General features: G+C 53.9%; 23 protein-coding genes. 9 read left to right on the plus strand and 14 right to left on the minus strand.

All coding sequences use genetic code 11. The features are described 5' to 3' along the window. Nucleotides 1-46: 46 nt before the first annotated feature. Together RHH27_RS10190 and RHH27_RS10195 are read right to left on the minus strand one after the other, a co-directional pair. Nucleotides 47-361: a hypothetical protein gene (locus RHH27_RS10190; protein ID WP_310742732.1), complete on the minus strand. Its 315-nt coding sequence runs from the start codon at nt 359-361 to the stop codon at nt 47-49. A gap of 311 nt (nt 362-672) precedes the next feature. Then, on the minus strand, nt 673-804 hold the full coding sequence (locus RHH27_RS10195) for a hypothetical protein (protein ID WP_310742733.1): 132 nt from the start codon (nt 802-804) through the stop codon (nt 673-675). Between the two features lie 119 nt (nt 805-923). Between RHH27_RS10195 and nrdR the strand changes: the two genes are divergently transcribed. Further along, on the plus strand, nt 924-1,412 hold the full coding sequence (nrdR, locus tag RHH27_RS10200) for a transcriptional regulator NrdR (protein WP_206200049.1): 489 nt from the start codon (nt 924-926) through the stop codon (nt 1,410-1,412). Here the strand turns inward: nrdR and RHH27_RS10205 are convergent. Genes RHH27_RS10205 through RHH27_RS10220 form a run of 4 tightly spaced genes read right to left on the minus strand, consistent with a single transcriptional unit; the run spans nt 1,409 to nt 4,216 of the window. Then, entirely contained in the window at nt 1,409-2,605 is a 1,197-nt protein-coding gene (locus RHH27_RS10205) for a GNAT family N-acetyltransferase (RefSeq protein ID WP_310742734.1), read from the minus strand. The genes nrdR and RHH27_RS10205 overlap by 4 nt on opposite strands. Before the next feature lie 44 nt (nt 2,606-2,649). After that, nucleotides 2,650-3,642 carry a pentapeptide repeat-containing protein gene (locus RHH27_RS10210; protein WP_206200051.1) on the minus strand — a complete coding sequence of 331 codons (993 nt, stop codon included), beginning with the start codon at nt 3,640-3,642 and terminating at the stop codon, nt 2,650-2,652. A gap of 48 nt (nt 3,643-3,690) precedes the next feature. After that, on the minus strand, nt 3,691-3,942 hold the full coding sequence (locus RHH27_RS10215) for a hypothetical protein (RefSeq protein ID WP_302678207.1): 252 nt from the start codon (nt 3,940-3,942) through the stop codon (nt 3,691-3,693). After that, nucleotides 3,935-4,216 carry a helix-turn-helix transcriptional regulator gene (locus RHH27_RS10220; RefSeq protein ID WP_011057702.1) on the minus strand — a complete coding sequence of 94 codons (282 nt, stop codon included), beginning with the start codon at nt 4,214-4,216 and terminating at the stop codon, nt 3,935-3,937. Before RHH27_RS10220 ends, RHH27_RS10215 begins: the two co-directional genes overlap by 8 nt. Before the next feature lie 43 nt (nt 4,217-4,259). Between RHH27_RS10220 and RHH27_RS10225 the strand changes: the two genes are divergently transcribed. Beyond that, nucleotides 4,260-5,657, plus strand: a complete 1,398-nt coding sequence (locus tag RHH27_RS10225; protein ID WP_302678208.1) for an aminotransferase class I/II-fold pyridoxal phosphate-dependent enzyme — start codon at nt 4,260-4,262, stop codon at nt 5,655-5,657. On the opposite strand, the gene RHH27_RS10230 is transcribed toward RHH27_RS10225, so the two are convergent. From RHH27_RS10230 to acpP, 6 genes are all read right to left on the minus strand, one after another. Beyond that, nucleotides 5,654-6,199: a DUF3727 domain-containing protein gene (locus RHH27_RS10230; RefSeq protein ID WP_302677684.1), complete on the minus strand. Its 546-nt coding sequence runs from the start codon at nt 6,197-6,199 to the stop codon at nt 5,654-5,656. The two genes, RHH27_RS10225 and RHH27_RS10230, sit on opposite strands and share 4 nt — an antisense overlap. A gap of 180 nt (nt 6,200-6,379) precedes the next feature. Beyond that, nucleotides 6,380-6,790 carry a hypothetical protein gene (locus RHH27_RS10235; protein ID WP_190278265.1) on the minus strand — a complete coding sequence of 137 codons (411 nt, stop codon included), beginning with the start codon at nt 6,788-6,790 and terminating at the stop codon, nt 6,380-6,382. A gap of 4 nt (nt 6,791-6,794) precedes the next feature. Continuing rightward, nucleotides 6,795-7,196 carry a hypothetical protein gene (locus RHH27_RS10240; protein ID WP_206200055.1) on the minus strand — a complete coding sequence of 134 codons (402 nt, stop codon included), beginning with the start codon at nt 7,194-7,196 and terminating at the stop codon, nt 6,795-6,797. Nucleotides 7,197-7,303: 107 nt separating this feature from the next. Next, a complete protein-coding gene (gene tkt / locus RHH27_RS10245; protein ID WP_206200056.1) occupies nt 7,304-9,298 on the minus strand; it encodes a transketolase in 1,995 nt (664 codons plus the stop codon). 35 nt (nt 9,299-9,333) lie between these two features. Beyond that, nucleotides 9,334-10,596, minus strand: coding sequence for a beta-ketoacyl-ACP synthase II (gene fabF / locus RHH27_RS10250; protein ID WP_206200057.1), 1,263 nt, complete (start codon nt 10,594-10,596; stop codon nt 9,334-9,336). Nucleotides 10,597-10,600: 4 nt separating this feature from the next. Next, on the minus strand, nt 10,601-10,846 hold the full coding sequence (gene acpP / locus RHH27_RS10255; protein ID WP_149819108.1) for an acyl carrier protein: 246 nt from the start codon (nt 10,844-10,846) through the stop codon (nt 10,601-10,603). A 221-nt stretch (nt 10,847-11,067) separates the two neighbouring features. Between acpP and RHH27_RS10260 the strand changes: the two genes are divergently transcribed. The 7 genes from RHH27_RS10260 to RHH27_RS13405 all read left to right on the plus strand — a co-directional run bounded on the left by RHH27_RS10260 (nt 11,068) and on the right by RHH27_RS13405 (nt 18,419). Beyond that, nucleotides 11,068-13,332, plus strand: a complete 2,265-nt coding sequence (locus RHH27_RS10260) for a ribonuclease R family protein (RefSeq protein ID WP_206200058.1) — start codon at nt 11,068-11,070, stop codon at nt 13,330-13,332. 36 nt (nt 13,333-13,368) lie between these two features. Beyond that, nucleotides 13,369-14,364 (plus strand): methionyl-tRNA formyltransferase, encoded by a 996-nt coding sequence (gene fmt, locus RHH27_RS10265; RefSeq protein ID WP_302678209.1) that lies wholly within the window; start codon nt 13,369-13,371, stop codon nt 14,362-14,364. 132 nt (nt 14,365-14,496) lie between these two features. After that, nucleotides 14,497-14,820 (plus strand): ribbon-helix-helix domain-containing protein, encoded by a 324-nt coding sequence (locus tag RHH27_RS10270; protein WP_206200060.1) that lies wholly within the window; start codon nt 14,497-14,499, stop codon nt 14,818-14,820. A gap of 44 nt (nt 14,821-14,864) precedes the next feature. Further along, a complete protein-coding gene (locus tag RHH27_RS10275; protein WP_206201683.1) occupies nt 14,865-16,394 on the plus strand; it encodes an AAA family ATPase in 1,530 nt (509 codons plus the stop codon). 120 nt (nt 16,395-16,514) lie between these two features. Continuing rightward, nucleotides 16,515-16,868, plus strand: a complete 354-nt coding sequence (locus tag RHH27_RS10280; protein ID WP_149819118.1) for a DUF1257 domain-containing protein — start codon at nt 16,515-16,517, stop codon at nt 16,866-16,868. A 247-nt stretch (nt 16,869-17,115) separates the two neighbouring features. Then, nucleotides 17,116-17,940, plus strand: a complete 825-nt coding sequence (locus RHH27_RS10285) for a site-specific DNA-methyltransferase (protein WP_206201684.1) — start codon at nt 17,116-17,118, stop codon at nt 17,938-17,940. Continuing rightward, a complete protein-coding gene (locus tag RHH27_RS13405) occupies nt 17,928-18,419 on the plus strand; it encodes a hypothetical protein (protein ID WP_302678210.1) in 492 nt (163 codons plus the stop codon). Before RHH27_RS10285 ends, RHH27_RS13405 begins: the two co-directional genes overlap by 13 nt. On the opposite strand, the gene RHH27_RS13320 is transcribed toward RHH27_RS13405, so the two are convergent. Together RHH27_RS13320 and RHH27_RS10295 are read right to left on the minus strand one after the other, a co-directional pair. Beyond that, nucleotides 18,311-18,697 (minus strand): IS630 transposase-related protein, encoded by a 387-nt coding sequence (locus RHH27_RS13320; RefSeq protein ID WP_310743748.1) that lies wholly within the window; start codon nt 18,695-18,697, stop codon nt 18,311-18,313. The genes RHH27_RS13405 and RHH27_RS13320 overlap by 109 nt on opposite strands. Before the next feature lie 142 nt (nt 18,698-18,839). Next, a complete protein-coding gene (locus tag RHH27_RS10295; RefSeq protein ID WP_302678211.1) occupies nt 18,840-21,050 on the minus strand; it encodes a glycosyltransferase in 2,211 nt (736 codons plus the stop codon). Nucleotides 21,051-21,076: the final 26 nt, after the last annotated feature.

Consider the following 21,076-nt stretch of genomic DNA (forward strand, 5'->3'; position numbering starts at 1 on the left):
ATTCGTTGCAAACCCCGCAGATTTTTGTATTTTCTAACCTGACTGGTTAAGCAATATCTAATTGTTGCCCCACCTCTGGTGAGGTATATTTTAATCCCAAAACCCAGAAAATTTGCTGAGTGATTGCCTCATATTGCTCACTAGAGAGGAGGTCTTTTTTCTGATGTAAAAGAATTAACCGACTCAACTGTTCGGTAGCGGTTGCCAACTCCTCAGCCTCGGGATAAAGACTCTCCAATACAGCGCCCAGATCCGCTTTTGCCGTAGCCACCCCTTCAGCAATCACAGGCTTGAGCATTGGCGCATACTGGCGCAGTAGATGCCGTAGGTAATAAATTTGGGAAATGGATAGGTGTAGCATAATTACTTGATGCCTGCTTTGCCAAGGGAACAATAGAAAAATTTTGGCTTCATTCAAAACCTACCACGCACCTCGGGGAAAAGGGGTTGCTTAGGCTACACTATCTTAGGGAATGTTCTAAATTTTTCTTTAATTTCTTGCTGCTTTTTTATTGATTAGACTCATCCTTTGCTCTTATCTTTATAATTCATTAACATTTTTTTATCATAGTCAATCCCTAGGGTCTTCTAGGCTTTTTTGCGGCCATTGAGGGGTCGTTGCAACGAAACTCTTTTCAGAACGATAACGGCAAGGCGGTTGGTGTTTTCAGCCTAGTGCGCAAAAAAGCCCACAATCACCAGCGGAATAAAGAGGCTTAGGGCAGCAATGAGGAGTAAATTTTCTGGCTCGACGTTAATGATCGTGGGTTGATTACGTTTCTTTTGGAGGTTTGGATCGGTCATGGCAGGATACCCGATGGATACCCCTAGCCTAACAAACGCTGTCGCAGCCCTTGCGCATGTTAATCGCTCGAAAGAATCGGCTATGATACTCTCAGGTGCCTAAATAAGCGGGGATCCCTATGCAGTGTCCCTATTGCCACCATACGGATAGTCGGGTTCTAGAGTCTCGATCGGCAGAGGGGGGGCAGAGTATTCGGCGGCGTCGAGAGTGCCTCCAATGTAGCCGTCGCTTCACCACCTACGAGCGGATTGAGTACGTTCCTATTACGGTCATTAAACGCAATGGCGATCGCGAGTCCTTTGATCGCTCAAAATTGTTGCGGGGCATCATGACCGCCTGTGGCAAAACCAACATTCCCCAACAAAAAATTGAAGCCCTCGTAGATGATATTGAGGCGGATTTGCAGTTGCGATCGCGCCGCGAAGTCACCAGCGCTGAATTGGGGGAAGCAGCACTCCAACGGCTGCGTCATCTTAGTGAAGTGGCCTATGTTCGTTTTGCTTCGGTCTATCGCCAGTTCCAAGGGATTAGTGATTTTGTTGCCGAATTAGCCCATCTCCAAGAGACCCCTGCTTCACCAGAGTTGGTGACGGCCTCCCAGTCTTAGCGCTGCTTCATCGGTAAGTCGGCATTAATTGTGTCAATGAGCCGCTGCTCCTCGTCATTGATCTGGTCAATGTAGTGATCAAAAATTTGCGCTAACTGCGGTGCATAGAAGCGGTGCAGGCTGTAGTTGGGCGTCGCTGGGAAGCCCCGCCGTTTTTTATGGCGTCCGCCCGCCCCCGGATCAAAGCGCTGAATGCCGTTGGCGATCGCCCATTCAATGGGTTCATAGTAACAGGCATTGAAGTGCAGGCAATCAATCTCCTGGGCACTGCCCCAATAGCGACCGTAGAGATTGGCTCCCTTGGTGATACAAAAGGACATGGCAATGGGACGCTGACTGCCATTGCTGGGATAGGCAGCAAAGAGCACCACGCGGTGACGATAGCGATCGCTCAGGGCTTCAAAAAACTGCCGTGTTAGATACTTGCTGCCCCACCAGCCAAATTTGTCGCAGGTATCGGCATAGAAATCGTACATCTGTCGCAACAGGCTGCGGCTGACCTCATCCCCCTGATGAACCCGAAACGTGAGATCCGCTTGAGCCACGGCCTTGCGTTCCCGCTTGATGTTGCGGCGTTGGTTGGCATTGAAGTCCGCCAAATAGTCGTCAAAGGTCTGATAGTTGCGATTTTGCCAAATGTAACTGTGGTGGAGCCACGCACGATAACCGTAGGCTTCGGCAGCGGGTTGCCATTGGGGATCGACGTAGAGAAAGTGGCAACTGGAAAAACGGTGACGCTGACAGAGGCGATCAATTTCGTGGAGCATCACCTTGGTCATCAGAGCCACATCCACTCCCTCGGCCATGAGAAAGCGATAGCCCACCGCCGGCGTAAAGGGCGCCATCCCCAGCAGCTTCGGATAATAGCGAATGCCCAACCGCGCCGCCAGCTCTGCCCATTGGTGATCAAAGACAAATTCCCCTTGACTGTGGCCTTTGACATAGAGGGGAGCGGCAGCGACCAGTTCCCGCTGACCTTGGCGATCGCGCCAAACCAAGAGATGATGGGGGAGCCAACCGGTTTGCAGCGTTGCACTGCCAGAGGCTTCAATTTGGTGCAGCCATTCCCATTCAAAGAAGGGGGTTTCTAGGGGCAACGCAAGAGCATCCCACTGCTCCTCGGGAACGCTGGCGATCGCATTCACCCACTGAATCGTTAGCTCCGGTGCCAGTGCCGCTGCAAACTCTGCCATACCCCTCAGGGAAACTGTGTCTCTGTTGTACTATAGCAAGTGCTTTAGATAAAGACACTGCCATCGGGCATTAATGCCTGCTCCAAGCAAGCCTCCAGCAACAGGGCACTACTGAGATCAGCACGTATTAGGTTGGCTTGACGTAAATTGGCACCCTTGAGATTCGTGCGGGCTAGGTAGGCATCAATGAGCCGAGCTTCTTGCAAATCCGCCCTAGTGAGATCCGTACGCCGCAAATCCGCCTTATTCAAAACCGCTTCCCGCAAGTTCACCCCTTGAGCTTGGGCATCATCAAGCCGCGCCTCAGAGAGAATCGCTTGACTTAAATCCGCTTGCGTGAGAATCGCTCCCCGCAGGTCTGCTTGAGCCAGCCGCGACTGCCGTAAGTTGCTTCCCACCAGATTCGCCTCATAGAGAATGGCACGGGTGAGAATCGCCCCCTGAAGATTGGTATTTGCCAAATTGGCTTGGGTCAGGTTGGCGGCATTAAGGTTGGCCTCCTTGAGATTGGCTCCCTTGAGGTTAGCCCGTGATAAATCCGCTCCTGCCAAATTCGTTCCTTGGAGATCGACTTGGCGGAGATCTGCACCCACCAGACTTGCCCCCTCCTGATAGTTCTCTTTGCGAAAGTTAGCACTGCGCAGACAGGAGCCAGCCAAAACCGTATGGCTTAAATTCACCTGTCGCAAGTCACTACTCAGGAAGTTGCAGTCGCGAAAAACCGCTAATGTGAGATCTGCCCCCTGCAAATTGGCGCGATCAAAAACGCAACCATGACATTGGGCATCACGAAAATGGCTATCGTTAAAAACTGCTTGGGTAAAGTTGCATCCTTCCAAGCGTGCTCCCGTCAACAGAGCATAACTAAAATCAGCACGGCCAAAATGACAGAACTGCAAGTGTGCCCCCTGTAAACTAGCACCCCGCAAATCAATGCCGATTAAATCGGCGCCAACCAGATTGAGGCCAGTCAGATTCACAGTTTGAAAATTGGTTTGACCCTTGGCATAGCAGGCGAGCAATTCTGCGGATTCCATCGTTAGTCTCCAGCAGGGAGCAGCATTGGCATTCCAGCAATACCATACCTATAGTGAACCCTGCCAGTCCCCATACTGCAGTCCATAGTGTTGGAGAATCTCCTCACAGCGTGCTTGCATGTTTGGCGTTGGCGGCCAAGTCACGGCAATGCCTTCAATTTGGCTCAATTCGTAGTCAAAGCGGGAACAGGTTTGGGGCAACAGCCGCACAGAAATCCCATCAAGTAACTGCAAGTGGGCAGCCAGCTCACGATAGACGGCCAGTGGCAGGCGGGGATTGTAGTACACACGTTCACTCATGGGGCTGGGTAGGGGGGGTGGGCAGTGCACAACAATTGACATCATTCAAGCAAACTTTACCCCACGCTAAAGCCCAGCGCACAAGTGCCACACGATTTTCTGATTTTGTTTTCATCAGAATATTACTGATATGGTTATCTACCGTACGCTTGCTGATGTCTAGTTTGGCGGCAATGTCTTGGTTGGTTAGCCCCGCCGCCACAAGCTCCAACACCTGTAGCTCACGCTCCGACAGCAGTGAATACTCCAACCGATCGTCTTGCGGTATAGACATCCCTAAATCCGTATAATTACTTAGACCCTTATACTCATTCTAGTTGACGATTTCTCTCCTTGCTGCTCTTTTAGCCCAAAACCACACGATTCCCTTACACACGCCCGGCCATCAACGGGGTCGAGGCATGGAACCGCTGTTGCGTGCCCTTTGGGGAATGGCCTTAGCCCAAGATTTAAGTGAGTTGCCCGGCCTTGATAATTTGGCGCAGCCAACAGGAGTCCTGGCAGAGGCACAGGCGGCGGTAGCAGCGACGGTGGGGAGCGATCGCGCTTGGTTTTTGGTGAATGGTGCCACCAGTGGTCTTTTAGCCGCACTTCTAGCCACGGTAGGGCCGGGCGATCGCGTTCTTGTGGGGCGCAATGTCCACCGCTCAGTGATTGCGGGACTGGTGTTAACGGGGGCGAAGCCCGTCTATTTGGGAGTCGCGGTTGATCCCCAGTGGGGGCTGCCGTTGCCCATTACCCGTGATGTGGTTGCCGCCGGCTTGGCTGCCTATCCCGATACCAAGGCGGTTGTGCTTGTCAGTCCCACCTATGAAGGCCTTTGCTCACCCTTGGTCGAGATTGCTCAGTGCGTCCATGACCACGGTTTGCCCCTCATTGTCGATGAAGCCCACGGCAGTCATTTTGCCTATCATCCCGCCTTTCCGGTAGCTGCTTTGGCCGCAGGCGCAGATGTGGTGGTGCAGTCGTGGCACAAAACCCTCGGCACGTTAACCCAAACGGCAGTGCTGCATCTGAAGGGGGAGCGGGTGTCCCCTGAGCGCTTGAGTCAAGCCCTGAACCTCGTGCAAACCACCAGTCCCAGCTATTGGTTTTTGGCAGCCCTTGAGCGGGCGGGGGTGCAGATGGCTGAGCAGGGAGAGCAAATCTATGCCCGACTTCTCCAGTGGGTTAAGACCTCTGAATGGCCTTTGCCGCGCTGGCAGCCCACAGGCATCCCTCAGGATCCGCTGCGATTGACCCTAGGTACTTGGCCAATTGGACTGACGGGCTTTGAGCTGGATGCGCTGTTGCAACCGCAAATTATGGCCGAGTTGCCCAGTGGGCGATCGCTCACCTTTTGCCTTGGCCTCGGTACCAGCCAAACAATGCTCGAAATCTTGGCCGATCGCCTGAAAAGTGTTTACGCCGAATACGTTCACAATGCGCCTCTGCCGCCACTGGCCATCCCCCCAATCCCTAACCTTGAAGAACCTACGCTCTCACCACGGGACGCCTACTTTTGCCCACAGGTCTCGGTTCCCCTCAAGGCGGCCTGCAATAAGATTAGCGCCGAGACACTCTCCCCCTACCCACCGGGAATTCCCGCTGTTATCGCCGGGGAACGGATCACTGCATCAGTGATTGAAACCTTGCAAACCCTCCAAGAGCTGGGGGCAGAGATCGTGGGGGCTGCCGATCCTACGCTACAAACCCTAAGAATCTGTAGGGTCTAGTCTTCCCAGTCCTCCTCTTCAATGAGATGGCTCACCAAATGCTGTTCCAAGAGGGGTTGCAGGTGTTGAAAATCTTGGGGAGAGAGCAGTTCGGGTTCTTGACCGGGGACAAGACGGGCAACGTACAGGGTCGGACTCAGGGGCGTATAAACGCTGTATTCTCGCGTACCGCAAAAGAAGCTACTGCCGAGGGGTTGATACTCCTCAATGTCATCATCGGCTTCCACCTCAACCGTGAGAATCTCATCTTCATCCAGATCCGGTAGTTCACCCGCTACGGTGAGGGTCAGTGCAGTGCGCTTGAGGGTGAGGTTTTGTTCTTCAAGGATGGCACGGGCTGTATCAAAGACCGCATCAATTTCCTGCTCCTCTAGGGGCACCAAGGTTTCTTCCTCGTCGTTTTCGGCCACGACCGCAAAAATTTCTACGGGATAGTCCACTGGCCGCAGCAGCGCATAGGTTTCCCCTTGCACATTCAGACGAAACTCGATGTAGCAGTCGAGGAAGCGACCGTCATCATCGTAAAGGCGGAGTTGCTCCATCTCCTCCTCGAAGTCTTCCTCCTCCCAGGGCTGCTCATTACTGTTTTGCTGGTTTTGATAGTTTGAACCCATGCTGCTTCGGTAAAAAGATTCCCTATGGCATTGGAGCATACCATGTAGCGGGTCGCCGTGGGGCATTCCCTGTGGCAACCTTGGTTAATTTTCTACAAAAAATTAAAATTAAGGGGGATCTAAGCCGGCAAATAGGGCGGCAACCACCTGTGCTGCCTTCTGATCGAGCTTGTGCCAGTCCACCTCCCCAGCAGGGTCAAAGAGGCTGAGGTCAGCTTGCACCTCCCCCACCTGAAAGTCATGGATGCCGCTGTAGTCGAGTTCTGGGGTGTACTGCTGAAAACAAATTTGGTAGCACAGCTCCCACAGGTTCACCCGCTCTTGGCGATCGCCCTGACGTAAGTGCAGCCAGTAGAGAATTTGTGGTTCGGCTTCACCACAGGGAATCTCAACGGTTTCATAGGTGCCCTGCCAAGGGGAAGTTTCTAGCGATCGCCGCAGATGATCAAGCAGGCGAATCAGTGCCGGTTGAATCAGTTGTGCCGCTGCATACCAAGGATGATCTGTGTTGGCCGTCATGAGACTAAGCGAGGGGTTTTTTGACATTGTAGGCTTCGTGGGAGAGCACACTACGGGGTTCAATGCGATCGCCCGTGTCATAGCAGATGAGGCGATAGTCATAGCTCAGGGGAATACTAATAATGCGGCGATCGTGATTCAGGCGCTTGCCCTTGAACTGGCGATAGTCGGCCCCTGCAAGGAGTTCTGCAATCACTTGGCGGGCTTTGAGGACAATCCACTTGGGCAATCCCTGTAGATCCACCACATCCTTGGCAAAGGTGGCCTCCCACTCCTGCCGTGCCAGTCGTGCCTGTTCCCGTTCTGCTACCTCTAGAGCTTTTGCTTGGATCAACTGAGCGCAGTAGTGGCAAACCTGACCATAGCCTTGGTGGCCGCAGGGAAATTTTTTCCGACGACGTGGCATAGGGCGTTCTCAAAAAAACTCAAAAAAAGCAAAACAGGGCAGAGAGTTATACCCCCCACCCTGAGCATCTATTGATATTTTCCGTCTAAAGGCGTACCACCGGCAACTTAGCCAAGCAGGGCATTGGCCTTGGCCACCACATTGTCCACCGTGAAGCCAAATTTCTCCATGAGGACGTTACCGGGAGCCGAGGCACCAAAGCGCTCGATCGACACCGTTGCATCGGCATAGCGGCACCAACCAAAACTCGAAGCCGCTTCTACAGCAAGGCGTTTTACCCCCGCAGGGAGCACACTGGCTTTGTACTCAGGGGATTGCTCCTCAAACAGTTCCCAAGAGGGCATGGACACGACCCGCACCTTCTTGCCACTGGCCGTCAGGGTTTCAGCAGCCTTGACACAGAGGGAGACTTCTGAACCGGTGCCAATCAGGATCAAATCGGGCGTCCCTGCACAATCTACCAGCGTGTAGGCACCTTTGGCGACATTGGCCGCAGAGGTACCGGCCAAGTTGGGGACATTTTGCCGCGTCAGTGCCAAGAGGGTTGGCTGTTTGCGGCGTTGGACGGCCACTTGGTAGGCACCCGAGGTTTCATTGCCATCGGCAGGACGGATCACCAGTAGGTTGGGAATGGCACGCAAGGAGGCCAAGGTTTCCACGGGTTGGTGGGTAGGGCCATCTTCACCAAGAGCAATGGAGTCGTGGGTCATCACATAGATCACCCCCGCTTGGGAGAGGGCTGAGAGGCGCAGGGCAGGCCGCAGGTAATCGGCAAAGACCAAGAAAGTGGCACAGTAGGGAATCAACCCGGAATTGTGGAGAGCAATGCCGTTGCAGATGGCGGCCATGCCGTGTTCCCGTACGCCAAAGCGAATGTTGCGATTTTGGTACTGGCCTTTTTGGAAGTCACCGGAGCACTTGAGTTCGGTGAGGTTGGAGTGGGTCAAGTCGGCAGAACCGCCAATGAGTTCCGGCAGATTGGGGGCGATCGCGTTCAGGCAAATTTCCGAATGCTTGCGGGTGGCCACAGCCTTATCTTCAGGAGTGTAGCTCGGCAGATTGGCATCCCAGTTGGCGGGCAGCTCACCCCGCAGCAGCCGTTCAAATTCGGCAGCCTCCTCAGGATACTTTTGGCGATAGGTGGCGAGGGTTTGGTTCCACTCCGCTTCATAGCTAGCACCGCGCTCCACGGCTTTGCGGAAGTGGTTGAGGACATCCTCGGGGACAACAAAAGGCTCATAGTTCCAGCCAAGGTTTTCGCGGGTGAGCTTGACTTCCTCAGGCCCAAGAGCAGCGCCGTGCACCCCAGCGGTGTTGGCTTTGTTGGGGGAACCATAGCCAATGGTAGTGGTGACTTTAATGAGTGAAGGTTTATCGGTTACGGCTTTGGCCGCTTCAATGGCTTTGGCAATGCCCGCAAGATCCGTATTGCCATCGGCGACGTGCTGCACGTGCCAACCATAGGCCTCAAAGCGCTTGCAGACATCCTCTGTAAAGGCAATGTCGGTGGAACCGTCAATGGAAATGTGGTTATCGTCGTAGAGGGCAATGAGTTTGCCTAAGCCCCAGTGACCCGCAAGGGAGCAGGCTTCGCCGGAGATGCCCTCCATGTTGCAGCCATCGCCAAGGATAACGTAGGTGTAGTGATCCACTAGTTTGACATCGGGCTTGTTGAAGCGAGCCGCTAAATGGGCTTCCGCCACTGCTAAGCCAACGGCGTTACAAATCCCTTGACCGAGAGGGCCTGTGGTCACCTCCACACCGGGGGTCTCAAAGTTTTCCGGGTGACCGGGTGTGCGCGATCCCCATTGGCGAAACTGTTTAATGTCCTCGATGGTGACGCTGTCGTAGCCCGTGAGGTAGAGCAGGGCATACTGCAACATACAGCCATGACCCGCCGAAAGGACAAAGCGATCGCGATTGAACCACTGCGGATTTTTGGGGTTAAACCGCATGAACTGGTTCCACAGCACATAGGCCATGGGTGCTGCCCCCATGGGTAGGCCGGGGTGCCCGGAGTTGGCCTTTTGCACCGCATCGATCGCTAGGAAACGAATCGCATTAATACAGAGTTCATCAAGGGATTGAGTCACCGCAGGCATTGCTTTCTCTCTCTAATTGGGTTTGCAGCAGACAGTTAACGATCGGGAGTAAATTTGCGGAAGGCCAACGTCACGTTGTGCCCACCAAAGCCAAAGGAGTTGGACAAAGCCACCGTCACCGGACAAGCCCGGCTCTGATGGGGAACATAGTCCAGATCGCAGGCAGGATCCGGTTGCTCCAAGTTAATTGTAGGGGGGATGCGATCGTGGGCAACTGCCATCACCGTTGCGATCGCCTCAATACCCCCTGACCCCCCTAGGAGGTGCCCCGTCATGGATTTTGTCGAACTCACGGGAACGCGACGGGCATTTTCCTCACCAAGGGCACGTTTAATGGCGGCAGTTTCCGTACTGTCGTTGGCGGGGGTACTTGTACCGTGGGCATTGATATAGCTCACCTGATCCGGGGCAATCTCCCCATCCTTGAGGCAGGCTTCAATGGCACGGGCCGCCCCTTCTCCCCCCGGTGAGGGAGCAGTCATGTGGTAGGCATCACAGGTCAAGCCATAGCCCACCATTTCTGCATAGATGCGTGCCCCCCGGGCAAGGGCAAATTCCAATTCTTCAAGGATCAAGATGCCTGCCCCTTCCCCAAGGACAAAGCCATCGCGGTTGAGGTCAAAGGGACGGCTGGCATGGTGGGGGTCATCATTGCGGGTGGACAGGGCACGGGCTGCCGCAAAACCCGCCACCGATAGGGGAGTAATCGCTGCCTCAGTACCGCCACAGATCATCGCCTTGGCATAACCGTGCTGCACCATGCGGAAGGCATCGCCAATGGCATTGGAACCCGCTGCACAGGCGGTCACGGAACAGGAATTGGGGCCTTTGGCACCGGTGTGAATGGCGGTGAGTCCGGCGGCCATATTGGCAATCATCATCGGGATCATAAAGGGACTACAGCGATCGGGCCCCTTGGTGAGATAGACCTCCTGCTGATCCTCCATCACCTTTAGCCCGCCCACACCCGTACCAATAATGATGCCAATGTCAGTGGCATTGCCCTCGTCAATCGTCAATTGGGCATCTGCAAGGGCTTGCTTACTGGCAGCCACGGCAAATTGAGCAAAGCGATCCATGCGTTTGGCATCTTTGCGATCCATGTAGAGGGTGGGATCAAAGCCACGCACCTCACCCGCAATGCGGCAGTCATGACGACTGGCATCAAAAGCCGTGATGTAATCAATGCCGTTGCGACCGGCCATTAACCCTTCCCAATACTCCGCAAGGGTGTTGCCGAGGGGGGTAATTGCCCCCATCCCCGTGACAACGACCCGTTTTTGGTGCGCCTTTGCCATGGATCTATGCAGCTACCTTATTGTTGATAAAGTCAAGGACATCTTGGACGGTTTTCAGTTTTTCCGCCTCTTCGTCGGGAATTTCCACACCAAACGCTTCCTCAAGTGCCATGATCAACTCCACGGAGTCAAGGGAGTCAGCATTGAGATCCTCGGCAAAACTTGCTTCGGGCACAACTTTTTCTGCATCAACACTGAGTTGATCGGCAACAATGGCTTTTACTTTTTCGAGAATTTCAGACTGATTCATAGATGCCTTAACCGGATGGACAACGATTGAGAACAGTAATTGATGCGGGCGATCGCCATTCCTCAAATCTAGGATGTTTCGTGCCCAGAATCAACGCGCCATAATTATAGGACAGATTGGGGATCCCCTAGGATGCTTCCGCAACTGTGATAAGCTACAGTTTGGATACTTGACACCAACAACGCTACATCCACTATTGCCCTCCCTTCACCGAGTTGCCGATGCATTTTACGATTGCCAGTCTGCTTGCCAACTTTAGCGAAGATAAATTTGTTGCCCCCAAGGTTCTCGAAAAAAAACTCGGCTGTGACGATCCTGAGAGCCAGCGAGAACTGGAAATTGCCCTCGATGCCCTAGAACGCATTGGCCTGCTTATTAAAGAACGGGGCAAGTATCGCCGCGCCAGTGATGATGGCTTGATTGAAGGGCGGCTGCGCTGCTCCAGCAAAGGGTTTTGCTTTGCGATTCAGGATACCGAGGGTGCCGAAGATATTTTTGTGCGCGAGCATCAACTCAGCACTGCTTGGAATGGCGATCGCGTGCTGGTGCGGGTCACCCGTGAAGGCCGCCGCAAGAAATCTCCAGAGGGGGAAGTGAAACTGATCCTTGAGCGGGGAAACCCCTCGGTGATTGCCCGGGTGAAACAGACCGAAGATGGGTTTCGGGCCACACCCCTCGACGATCGCCTGCTCTTTGAAATTGCCCTTGAACCCAATGACCTCGTCCCCGATCTATCCACGGTGGTGGATCAACTGGTGCATGTGAACATTCGCCGCTATCCCTTGGGGGGGTACCTGCCGACGGGGGAAATTGGCCAGATCCTAGGGAGTGATGCCCAATCGGCACCTGCTTTGGACTTGATTTGCTGCAAACATAATCTTGTCCGCCAATTTAGCCCCGCCCTGCGGACAGCAGCCGCCACCTTAAATGCCCAGTTGGAAACCTTGGACTTGAGCGATCGCCAAGACTTGCGGGAACTGGTCACCATTACCTTAGTGGCTCCCGGCCAAGAACCCCAAGTGGCCTTTTCCCTCGATGCCCTCGAGCAAAATCTCTGGCAGTTGGGGATTCACATTAGCGATGTGGGGGGATTGCTCCCCCGCGATGAACTGCTGGATCGCACTGCTCGCCGTCAGGGTATGACCCTCGCCACCCCTGAACTGAGTTTGCCCCTCTTGCCGCAGGAATTGGAGAGGTTGCGCTTGCTGCCGGGGGGCGATCGCGCTGCCATTTCGCTGCTGATGGTGATCAACAATGCCGGTGAAGTTCAGTCCTACAGAATTTACCGCAGTTGTATCCGCGTTGATGCCTGTGTCACCAGTGAGCAGGTGGCGGCCACCCTTGCCCTAGGGGATAGTTCCGGTGATTGGTTGCGTGCCCTGATTCACCTTGCCAATGCCGTGAGTCAGCAACGACAGGCACGGGGGAGTATTGAAGTCACCCCAGCGGATGCCCTGAGCCTTGCCTATGCCGATGAGGGTCTCGCCCCCGCCATTCCCCTACCGAGGGTCACCCCTTGGACAAGCTTAGTGATCCTTGCCAATGAACTCCTTGCCCGTCATTTGGCGAAGTTGGGGGTACCGGCTCTCTACCGCACGCAGCCTGTGCCCGAACTCTATGCCGTGCAGGATTTTCTCAAGCTCTGCCAAAATCTCAACTTGCCCTTGAGCCTAGACAATCCCGCGCAGGTCACGCCCCGCGACTGTCAGCGCTTTATGGCACAATTGGCCACCTCGGATCTGGCAGCCGTGTTGCAGGAACTGTTGCTCGATAAACTCAAACCCGCCAGCGATGCCGCCGTGGCGCTGCTCCACTTTAGTTTGGCCACTGGCGAGGGCTATGGCCATTTCTGCTCACCCCTCCAACGCTACACTGACATTGTGAATCAGCGCATTTTGCACATTCTCCTGACGGAAGGGCGCGATCGCCGCGGGCCACGGGCAAAAGAGCGCGTCAATCTTGGCGAATCCAGTTGCTTGGAGCAGGTGAATTGGACCGTCTTCACCACCGATACCCAGCGGGAAGTGGACACCCTGGTTAATGAATTAGCCCCTCACCTCCAAGAGCGGGAGCGGCAAACCTACGCCGCATGGAAAGATTTGGTGGGCTTGCAACGGGTGCGCCAAGTCCAAGCCTGCATCGGCGAAGTGCGTTCGGGCATTATTACCGGTGTGCAGTCCTATGGCTTCTTTGTGGAACTGATTGACTTTAATGTTGAGGGCTTAGTCCACGTCAGCTCCCTCAAGGATGACTGGTATGAATACCGTGCCCATGCCCAAACCTTGACGGGTCGGCGTAATCGCTTGCGCTACCGCTTGGGCGATCGCGTGGAAGTCCTGATTAAAAATGTGGATTCCTACCGCCAGCAGGTGGATTTGGCGGTCATTAGTGGTGGCTCCCAAGCGACGGAAGAAGATCTGAACGGCGCTAGTGATGGTGGGGAAGCCCTCACTCCTTCTGAGGATGACGCTCCTGAGACTCTCTAAACCAGCAGTTGACGTTTTGCAGGGAGTGGGCAGCGATTGAAAATCGTTTATTTTGGCACACCGGAGTTTGCCCTTGCGCCGCTACAACGGCTGCTGGAAACAGAGACCTATCAAGTGTTGGGGGTGGTCACCCAGCCCGATCGCCGACGGGGACGGGGCAACCAATTATCGCCTTCTCCGGTCAAGGCCTTAGCCCTTTGTCACGGGTTACCAGTTTGGCAGCCGGAACGTCTGCGTCGGGATCCAGAGCTGCCTGAGGTCTTGCGATCGCTAGGCGCTGATGTCTTTGTGGTGGTGGCCTACGGTCAAATCCTGCCCCCGTCGATCCTTGAGATTCCCCGTTACGGCTGCATCAACATCCACGGCTCGCTGCTGCCGAAGTATCGCGGTGCCGCTCCCATTCAGTGGGCACTCTACCATGGCGAAGGGGAAACCGGCGTGACGACGATGCGCATGGATGCGGGTATGGACACAGGCCCAATGCTCCTGAAGCGCAAAGTAACGATTCATCTAGGAGATAACGCTGCTACCCTCAGTGCCAAGCTCAGTGACATCGGTGCCGACCTCCTACTAGAAACCTTGCAGCAACTGCCACAGCTTCAACCCGAACCCCAAAACGACGCTGAGGCTACCTACGCACCGCTCATTCAAAAAAGTGACTATGCCATTGATTGGGGGCGATCGGCCCTAGCCCTTCACAACCAAGTGCGCGCCTTTTACCCCTATGCCTATACCCAGTGGCAAGACACCCCCTTGAAACTGCTGCAAACGTGGCCATTGGTGCCCGAAGTGAGGGCCGAATTACCGGAACCTTTACAGTCTTTTGTTTGTGAGCCTGAGGCAGCTTCCGCCCCGGGTACGGTGGTAGAGCTAATTAAGGGATGGGGCCCCGTGGTACAGACGGGCAAGGGTCGCCTGCTGCTGAGTCAAGTGCACTTGAGTGGTCGCAAAGCCCAATCGGGGTGGGATTTTGTCAATGGGGTACGGCTGGCGATCGCCACTCAATTCGATATGATGCCCTCAGCCCTGTAACTGAGTTTTAAGCACGCGGGGCTTAATGTAACTAAATGTTACGATTTTGCCGTTTTGACAGCATTTCACCTTGACACCCCTCGGATCGGCTCACTACACTGGCACACATACCTAGGTACGTCTCTAACCCCTATGGAAGATAAGCAAAAGGTTACGTTATATCTATCCCCCGATGTGCACCGCCAGCTCAAGATTGCCGCTGTCGTCGAGCAGGAAACGATGTCCACCCTTGCTGAACGTGCCATTGAATTTCTGCTGGCTCACCCAGACGTACTGGCGGAATATGCCGAGCAAAAGCATGGCAATGTGCATCGGGTTTACCACTGCCCAGAGTGTGCTAGTGCCCTTGTCCTGCGGGGGGATGAGCTAACGGCCTTGGTCAATCAGCCCACAGTGATTGATGACGACAGCCTCAGTGTTCCTTCGCTCTCCGTCGAGTTGGTGTCTGCCCGCTAGTGGCGGGGGTGTTGGGTCAGCCTTGAAAGAAGGAGGTGATTGCTGTGCAAGAAGAATTGAGTATCCTCATCCAAGCGCAATATCCGTTGATCTACCTCCTGACCTCTGAAGAAGAGCGGGCTGAGCAGGCGATCGCCACCATTGCCCAAAGTCAAGTCGGGCCTCAAGGGCGGTCTCCCCGCAAGCTCTACATCTGGACAGTGACCCACGGCATGGTCGAGTATGGCCATCCCCGCAACAACAGTCACCACAACACTGTCTCGCCGGAAGCTGCCATTCAATGGGTTGTTCACCAACGGGAACCGGGCATCTACGTCTTCAAGGATTTGCACCCCTTCATTGATTCGCCCCCTGTGACTCGTTCTTTACGGGACGCGATCGCCAGCTTCAAAAGCAGCCACAAAACCATTATTCTCATGTCCCCAGAAGCAGCGCAGCGGATTCCTGTCGAACTGGAAAAAGAAATCGTTGTCGTTGACTACCCCCTACCCAGTATCAACGAACTAGATCAGGTTCTCGGGGAGCAACTGGATCCCCGCAATCGCCGCCTCACCCCTGAAGTACGGGAAAAACTCGTCAAAGCCACCCTTGGCCTGACGCGGGATGAAGCTGAAAAAGTCTTTCGCAAAGCCAAAGTGACCGCTGGGCGCCTTACGGAAGCCGAAGTGGACATCATCCTCTCTGAGAAAAAGCAACTCATCCGCCGCAATGGCATCCTCGAGTATATGGAAGTGGATGAAACCATTGATTCGGTCGGCGGTCTAGAGGAACTGAAAGTCTGGTTACGCCAACGCTCCAACGCCTTCAGTGAAAAGGCGCGTGAATACGGCTTACCGCAACCGAAGGGGATGTTAATTTTGGGGGTCCCCGGCTGTGGGAAGTCCCTGATTGCCAAAACCACCTCCCGCCTTTGGGGCTTGCCGTTGCTGCGCCTTGATATGGGGCGCGTCTATGACGGTTCAATGGTGGGGCGATCGGAAGCGAATTTGCGCAATGCCCTGAAAACCGCTGAATCGATCTCCCCTGCCATTCTCTTCATTGATGAAATGGACAAGGCCTTTGCGGGCGGAGCAGGCTCCTCGGACTCCGATGGCGGTACCTCAAGCCGGATCTTTGGCTCCTTCCTCACTTGGATGCAGGAGAAAAAGTCTCCCGTCTTTGTCTTGGCGACAGCCAACCGCGTCGAACGGCTCCCCGGTGAATTTTTGCGCAAAGGTCGCTTTGACGAAATTTTCTTTGTGGATTTGCCCAATGCCGAGGAGCGCAAGGAAATCTTTCGCATTCACCTCACCAAGCGCCGCCGCGACATTGATCGCTTTGACCTCGAGCAACTCGCCAATATCTGTGATGGCTTTTCAGGTGCCGAGATTGAGCAGGCCATCATTGCTGCCATGTACGAAGCCTTTGCTCAAGGGCGTGAGTTTACCCAGTTAGACATTATTGCCGCTAGCCGTGCCACTCAACCCCTTTCCAAGACGATGCAAGAGCAGGTCACGGCACTGCGGGATTGGGCACGCCAACGGGCGCGTCCGGCGGCTGCTTCAGTGGCTGAATACCAGCGACTGGAGTTTTGACAAGCTTCCTTCTGTCTGCCCTGCGCAGATGGGAGAAAGACCCGACCACAGGGGTTTGGTTCGCCATAAATTGTGGTTCATTCAGTCCAATGTTTCTGTCTCAATCTGGAGGAAATCCACATGTCTCACTTCAGCACCCTGCGTACGAAAATTACCGATGCTGAAATCTTGAAAGCGTCCCTGCGGGATCTGGGCATTACGGTGAAAACCAATGCCGATGTGCGTGGCTACAATGGCCAACGTGTTCGCTCTGACATCGTCGCTGTCCTCGATGGCGAGTATGATCTGGGCTGGTCTCGCAATGCTGATGGCACCTTTGATCTGATTGCTGACCTCTGGGGTGTGGCCAAAAAACACAACCAAACGGAGCTGATCAACTCGATCAACCAAAAATATGCCATCAACAAAACCTTGGCTGAGGTGAAGCGTCCTGGCCTTCAGAACGCCAACGTCAAGCTTGTGGTGCATAGCTAATCCTGTTGCCAATTGCTTTGTACTGTCTAGCGCGCGTTCCCAAGTAATCCGCTGGCTGACTCCCTAGGGGTCGGCCTCTTTTTTTATCTCAGGATTACGAATATGGTATTTTGGCGGTACAGGGAAGGATGGCTTATAGTTATTGAGTTCTGGCCAGCACATTCAAGAGCGTTTTTCTCCAGAGGCTAAGCTAGTCGTTGCCAGTGGAGATGTCTGTGAGGTGATTCGTCAGGTGCCGGATAAGGCCATGACGCTCATCTTTACGTCGCCGCCCTACAACCTCGGCAAGGCCTATGAAACCCCGGTGGCGATTGAGGACTATCTCCAAAGCCAAAGCCAAGTGATTGCCGAGCTATATCGAGTGCTGCGGCCAGAGGGAAGTTTGTGCTGGCAAGTGGGGAATTTTGTTCAAGGGGGAGAGGTGTATCCCTTGGATATTTTGTTTTATCCCCTGTTCAAGCGGTTGGGTTTGAAGCTGCGCAATCGCATCATCTGGAAATTTGGCCATGGTCTCCATGCCACAAAGCGCTTTTCTGGCCGCTATGAAACGATTCTCTGGTTCACGAAGTCCGATCACTACATCTTTAATTTGGATGCCGTGCGTATTCCAGCCAAATATCCGGGGAAACGCCATTTCAAAGGTCCCAATAAGGGCAAACCCTCGGGCAATCCCTTGGGCAAAAATCCATCCGATGTCTGGGAAATCGTTCTTCAGGATTGGCAAGAACTGGTGTGGGATATTCCCAATGTCAAGTCCAATCATCCTGAAAAAACATTGCATCCCTGCCAGTTTCCTATTGAGTTAGTGGAGCGGTGCGTTCTCGCCCTCAGCCATGAAGGGGATTGGGTCTTTGACCCCTATATGGGGGTGGGATCATCCCTCTTGGCTGCCCTAATGCACAATCGGCGGGCGATGGGCTGTGAAAAGGAACCCACTTATGTCAACATTGCTCGCCAGCGGATTCAGGCCTATGAAAATGGCACCCTGCCCTACCGTCCCCTCGGCAGACCGGTGTACGCCCCCACAGGGCATGAGAAAATAGCCCAAGTTCCTGAAGAGTGGCAACAGTGAATTGGCGATCGCTCGATGAACGGGTACGCATTCAATCCAAGTGGGTGACCTTGATTGCCGAGAAGTGGTTGACGGACACAGGTGAAACCCTAGAATACTGGCGGGTAGAAAAGGCGGACTCGGTGATTGTCCTGCCGCTGCAAGGGAAGGATTTAATCTGCCTGCCGCCAACCTTTCGGGTGGGGGTTCAGCGAGCTACGGTGGATTTTCCCGGTGGCAGAGTAGGGTCGGATCAAGATCCGATCGCGATCGTGCCGCAAATTTTGACACAGGAATTGGAAATTACCGCTAATGTCATTCAAGGAATCACCCCGATCAGTGAGCAGCCTTGGCTAGTCAATATACACCACCGTTTCCTCGCCGTGACTCTCTACCCATGTGTCGAGCTGCTGTTGATACGCTTGTCGCTCTGCCTCACACCGTTCTTGGTAACGCATCTGTTTTTTTTTCGGGTGATGCCCATCTGGGCGAGGGCATAACTAATGGTGGAAACTTGAACGCCAAATCGCTGGGCACGGTCGATTAAACGGTCATCGGGATGGGCAGCAACATCGGCTGCTAAGGCCGCCCAATCCAGCTTCCAAGGACGACGGGGGACAACTGTGGGGGCTAAGTCGTCTCGCTTCAGCCAGCGATGGATAGTGGCGCGGCTCACCTGAAAAATTTGAGTCGCTTCACTGATTTTGCCACCTTGCTTGATATAGGAGACAACCCGCTCTCGTAAGTCCAAGCTATAGCTCATATTCTTGAGTAACATTCATGACGCTTTGAGTATAGCCTATGCCTCTTGAAAATATCTCACTCCCTTTGGAAACAGCTATAGCTATACGTTGACATCTCCCCTATTGCCAAACTTTTATTTTCCCCTAGGGCAAATTTTTGAGCTATGAGCCTATCGGTCAATTATTGCTATAGAGGCTAAAGAGCGATCGAAAGTCGAAGAGACGAATCAACATTGGCCAAAAGGCATCTAGGCCATTGGGGGCTTTGGGTTTGTGCCACCATGTGAGGCCACCATAGAGCAGTTGTACAAGGTGCCGCTGTGCCTCATCACTGACCTCTAAAAACCGCAGGTAAATGCAGCACCGCTCCTCTTCAGTGCGGGTACGAACCACGGCTGCGGTGACGCTAAAGTCCTGTTCCAAAAAGGTCAGCGTGCCGACGGTATCTCTTTGGGCTTCGATAAAACGCCCTGCGGTCAGCAATAGGGCAGCACCAGTCTCCGACACATCGCGGGTATAGCCCCAGTAGGTTTGATCCCCCAGTTGGAAACGACATACAGTGCAAACGGGAAAGCGATCGCTCTGACGGCGGGTGGGCTGATCAATGGAGGACAGAACCGCAATCAAGGCAATAAAGGCGTTGTAGAGCGTCCAAGCCAGCATCACCTCTAAACCCGCCCGTTCATACTCCATTGGTGGCCAGATATGGAGCCAGTAACCCCCATAGCGGATAAAGATGCCCACTCCGACTGCAATCACAAATACTGCGAGCGGCCATGTATAGCGTAAATTCAACCGCTTCCGATTGGAGAGGGTGCCCTTATTAGTGACAATGCTGCCAATTTTACCGAAGGGATTGCGGAGGATTTTAATCAGTTGCACCATCCCCGGAAAGGCAAAGGTCACCTCATAGACTTCACCCCAGACGGAAAAATACCGCCCTTCTGTCGCCCAGCTAAAGGTGGCAATTACTAACAGCGTGTAGGGCAGGGCATAGAAAAGGTACTCACCCAATGTCGCCACCGTTAAGGAGATGCCTGTCATTAGGCTCAAAAACGGACCAACGAGAAAGCACGTGCGGATAAAGGGATTAATGTTGTGCAAGAGCAGCGAGAGGTGGCAACTGCGCTGAAACCAAGAAAGCTTTGACCAAATGGGGAGATCATCACCACAGAAATAGATTTGCATATTCCCCTGTAGCCAGCGCAGCCGTTGCTCCAGATGATCTTGGAAGTTGCGAGGAGACTCCCCCATGCTGAGGATTTCATTGAGGTAAACGAGGCGATAACCAGCGATCTGCATTTTGGTTCCCGTTTGGAAATCCTCGACCACGCAACGGGTGTAATAGCCGCCTACGGCTTCTAGGTCACGGCGGCGCACCACATAGGAGGTGCCACAGCAAATGATGGCGTTGCCAAAGTCCCGCCCCGGCTGAATAAAGCCAAAAAAGTACTCCATATCGCCGGGCATCATGAACTCAATGCCAAGGTTTTGGGCGTGGTAGTCAGGGTTAAAGAAGTGCTGGGGGGTCTGCACCATGGACACGTGATCATCTTGAAAGAAGCCCACGGTGCGGCTCAGGAAGTTCTGAAAGGGAATAAAGTCGGCATCAAAAACAGCAATCAGTTCACCAGTGGTGTATTTCAGGGCATGGTTGAGGTTCCCTGCTTTGCGGTGCTCATTGGTGGGACGGGTGAGATAGTTGACCCCCAGATGCTCACAGAGAACCGCAATTTCCGATCGCCGACCATCATCGAGGACATAGATGCTTTTATTTCGGTAGTTGATCGCCTGACAGGCCACAATCGTCCGCCGCAAAATATAGGGAGGCTCATTATAGGTGGGAATGAAAATATCCACACTGGGGCAGTATTCACCACTGAGAACCGCCTGCTGATAGTAATTGGCCTGTCGCGATCGCCATGCAGTCGTCAGCCATGCCGTCTGATAGAAGTAAAGCAAATAGGTGAAAAAGTAGAGCACCTCAAGACCATAGAAGCCAATACTGGCAGTAAAGCTCAACCAGTGGGCATCATTGAGCGTCACCCAGCCCCGCCACACCAGATAGCGGCAGCCAAAGAGAATAACAATGAAGCGAATGATCAGGCGGCTAACATTATTGCTGGGAATAAAATTGAGGGCAACTGCCATCACTGCTGCAAGGACAATGGGCCACCACACGCTTAAATCATCGGTGGGCATCTGCAGGAGGTCAGGCAGAGGCCGCAACTGATCGGGATTCACTAAATCAATGGGAAAGAGCGTCGGTCGCCACACCGTCGCCAACAGCACACCAAAGAGGAATAGGATGCTGAAAACAAAAAGACCCCAGACCCACGGTGAAACCAGTTGCGGGGGGGAAGTGGGCTTGGGTGGCTCATGGGTCATAAGGAGACCCCCTAGGGGAAAAAGAG

The sequence above is a fragment of the Thermosynechococcus sp. PP555 genome (assembly GCF_031583225.1).
Taxonomy (GTDB): Bacteria; Cyanobacteriota; Cyanobacteriia; order Thermosynechococcales; family Thermosynechococcaceae; genus Thermosynechococcus.

Bases quoted from the DNA above. Each gene is read 5' to 3' on its own strand.
- RHH27_RS10260 (WP_206200058.1), top strand. From the start codon at position 11,068: ATGCATTTTACGATTGCCAGTCTGCTTGCCAACTTTAGCGAAGATAAA.
- RHH27_RS10240 (WP_206200055.1), bottom strand. From the start codon at position 7,196: ATGCCACGTCGTCGGAAAAAATTTCCCTGCGGCCACCAAGGCTATGGT.
- nrdR (WP_206200049.1), top strand. From the start codon at position 924: ATGCAGTGTCCCTATTGCCACCATACGGATAGTCGGGTTCTAGAGTCT.
- RHH27_RS10220 (WP_011057702.1), bottom strand. From the start codon at position 4,216: ATGTCTATACCGCAAGACGATCGGTTGGAGTATTCACTGCTGTCGGAG.
- RHH27_RS10270 (WP_206200060.1), top strand. From the start codon at position 14,497: ATGGAAGATAAGCAAAAGGTTACGTTATATCTATCCCCCGATGTGCAC.
- RHH27_RS10280 (WP_149819118.1), top strand. From the start codon at position 16,515: ATGTCTCACTTCAGCACCCTGCGTACGAAAATTACCGATGCTGAAATC.
- RHH27_RS10195 (WP_310742733.1), bottom strand. From the start codon at position 804: ATGACCGATCCAAACCTCCAAAAGAAACGTAATCAACCCACGATCATT.
- RHH27_RS10190 (WP_310742732.1), bottom strand. From the start codon at position 361: ATGCTACACCTATCCATTTCCCAAATTTATTACCTACGGCATCTACTG.
- RHH27_RS10285 (WP_206201684.1), top strand. From the start codon at position 17,116: ATGACGCTCATCTTTACGTCGCCGCCCTACAACCTCGGCAAGGCCTAT.
- RHH27_RS10235 (WP_190278265.1), bottom strand. From the start codon at position 6,790: ATGACGGCCAACACAGATCATCCTTGGTATGCAGCGGCACAACTGATT.
- RHH27_RS10230 (WP_302677684.1), bottom strand. From the start codon at position 6,199: ATGGAGCAACTCCGCCTTTACGATGATGACGGTCGCTTCCTCGACTGC.
- fabF (WP_206200057.1), bottom strand. From the start codon at position 10,596: ATGGCAAAGGCGCACCAAAAACGGGTCGTTGTCACGGGGATGGGGGCA.
- RHH27_RS10205 (WP_310742734.1), bottom strand. From the start codon at position 2,605: ATGGCAGAGTTTGCAGCGGCACTGGCACCGGAGCTAACGATTCAGTGG.
- RHH27_RS10210 (WP_206200051.1), bottom strand. From the start codon at position 3,642: ATGGAATCCGCAGAATTGCTCGCCTGCTATGCCAAGGGTCAAACCAAT.
- RHH27_RS13320 (WP_310743748.1), bottom strand. From the start codon at position 18,697: ATGTTACTCAAGAATATGAGCTATAGCTTGGACTTACGAGAGCGGGTT.
- tkt (WP_206200056.1), bottom strand. From the start codon at position 9,298: ATGCCTGCGGTGACTCAATCCCTTGATGAACTCTGTATTAATGCGATT.
- acpP (WP_149819108.1), bottom strand. From the start codon at position 10,846: ATGAATCAGTCTGAAATTCTCGAAAAAGTAAAAGCCATTGTTGCCGAT.
- RHH27_RS10215 (WP_302678207.1), bottom strand. From the start codon at position 3,942: ATGAGTGAACGTGTGTACTACAATCCCCGCCTGCCACTGGCCGTCTAT.
- RHH27_RS10295 (WP_302678211.1), bottom strand. From the start codon at position 21,050: ATGACCCATGAGCCACCCAAGCCCACTTCCCCCCCGCAACTGGTTTCA.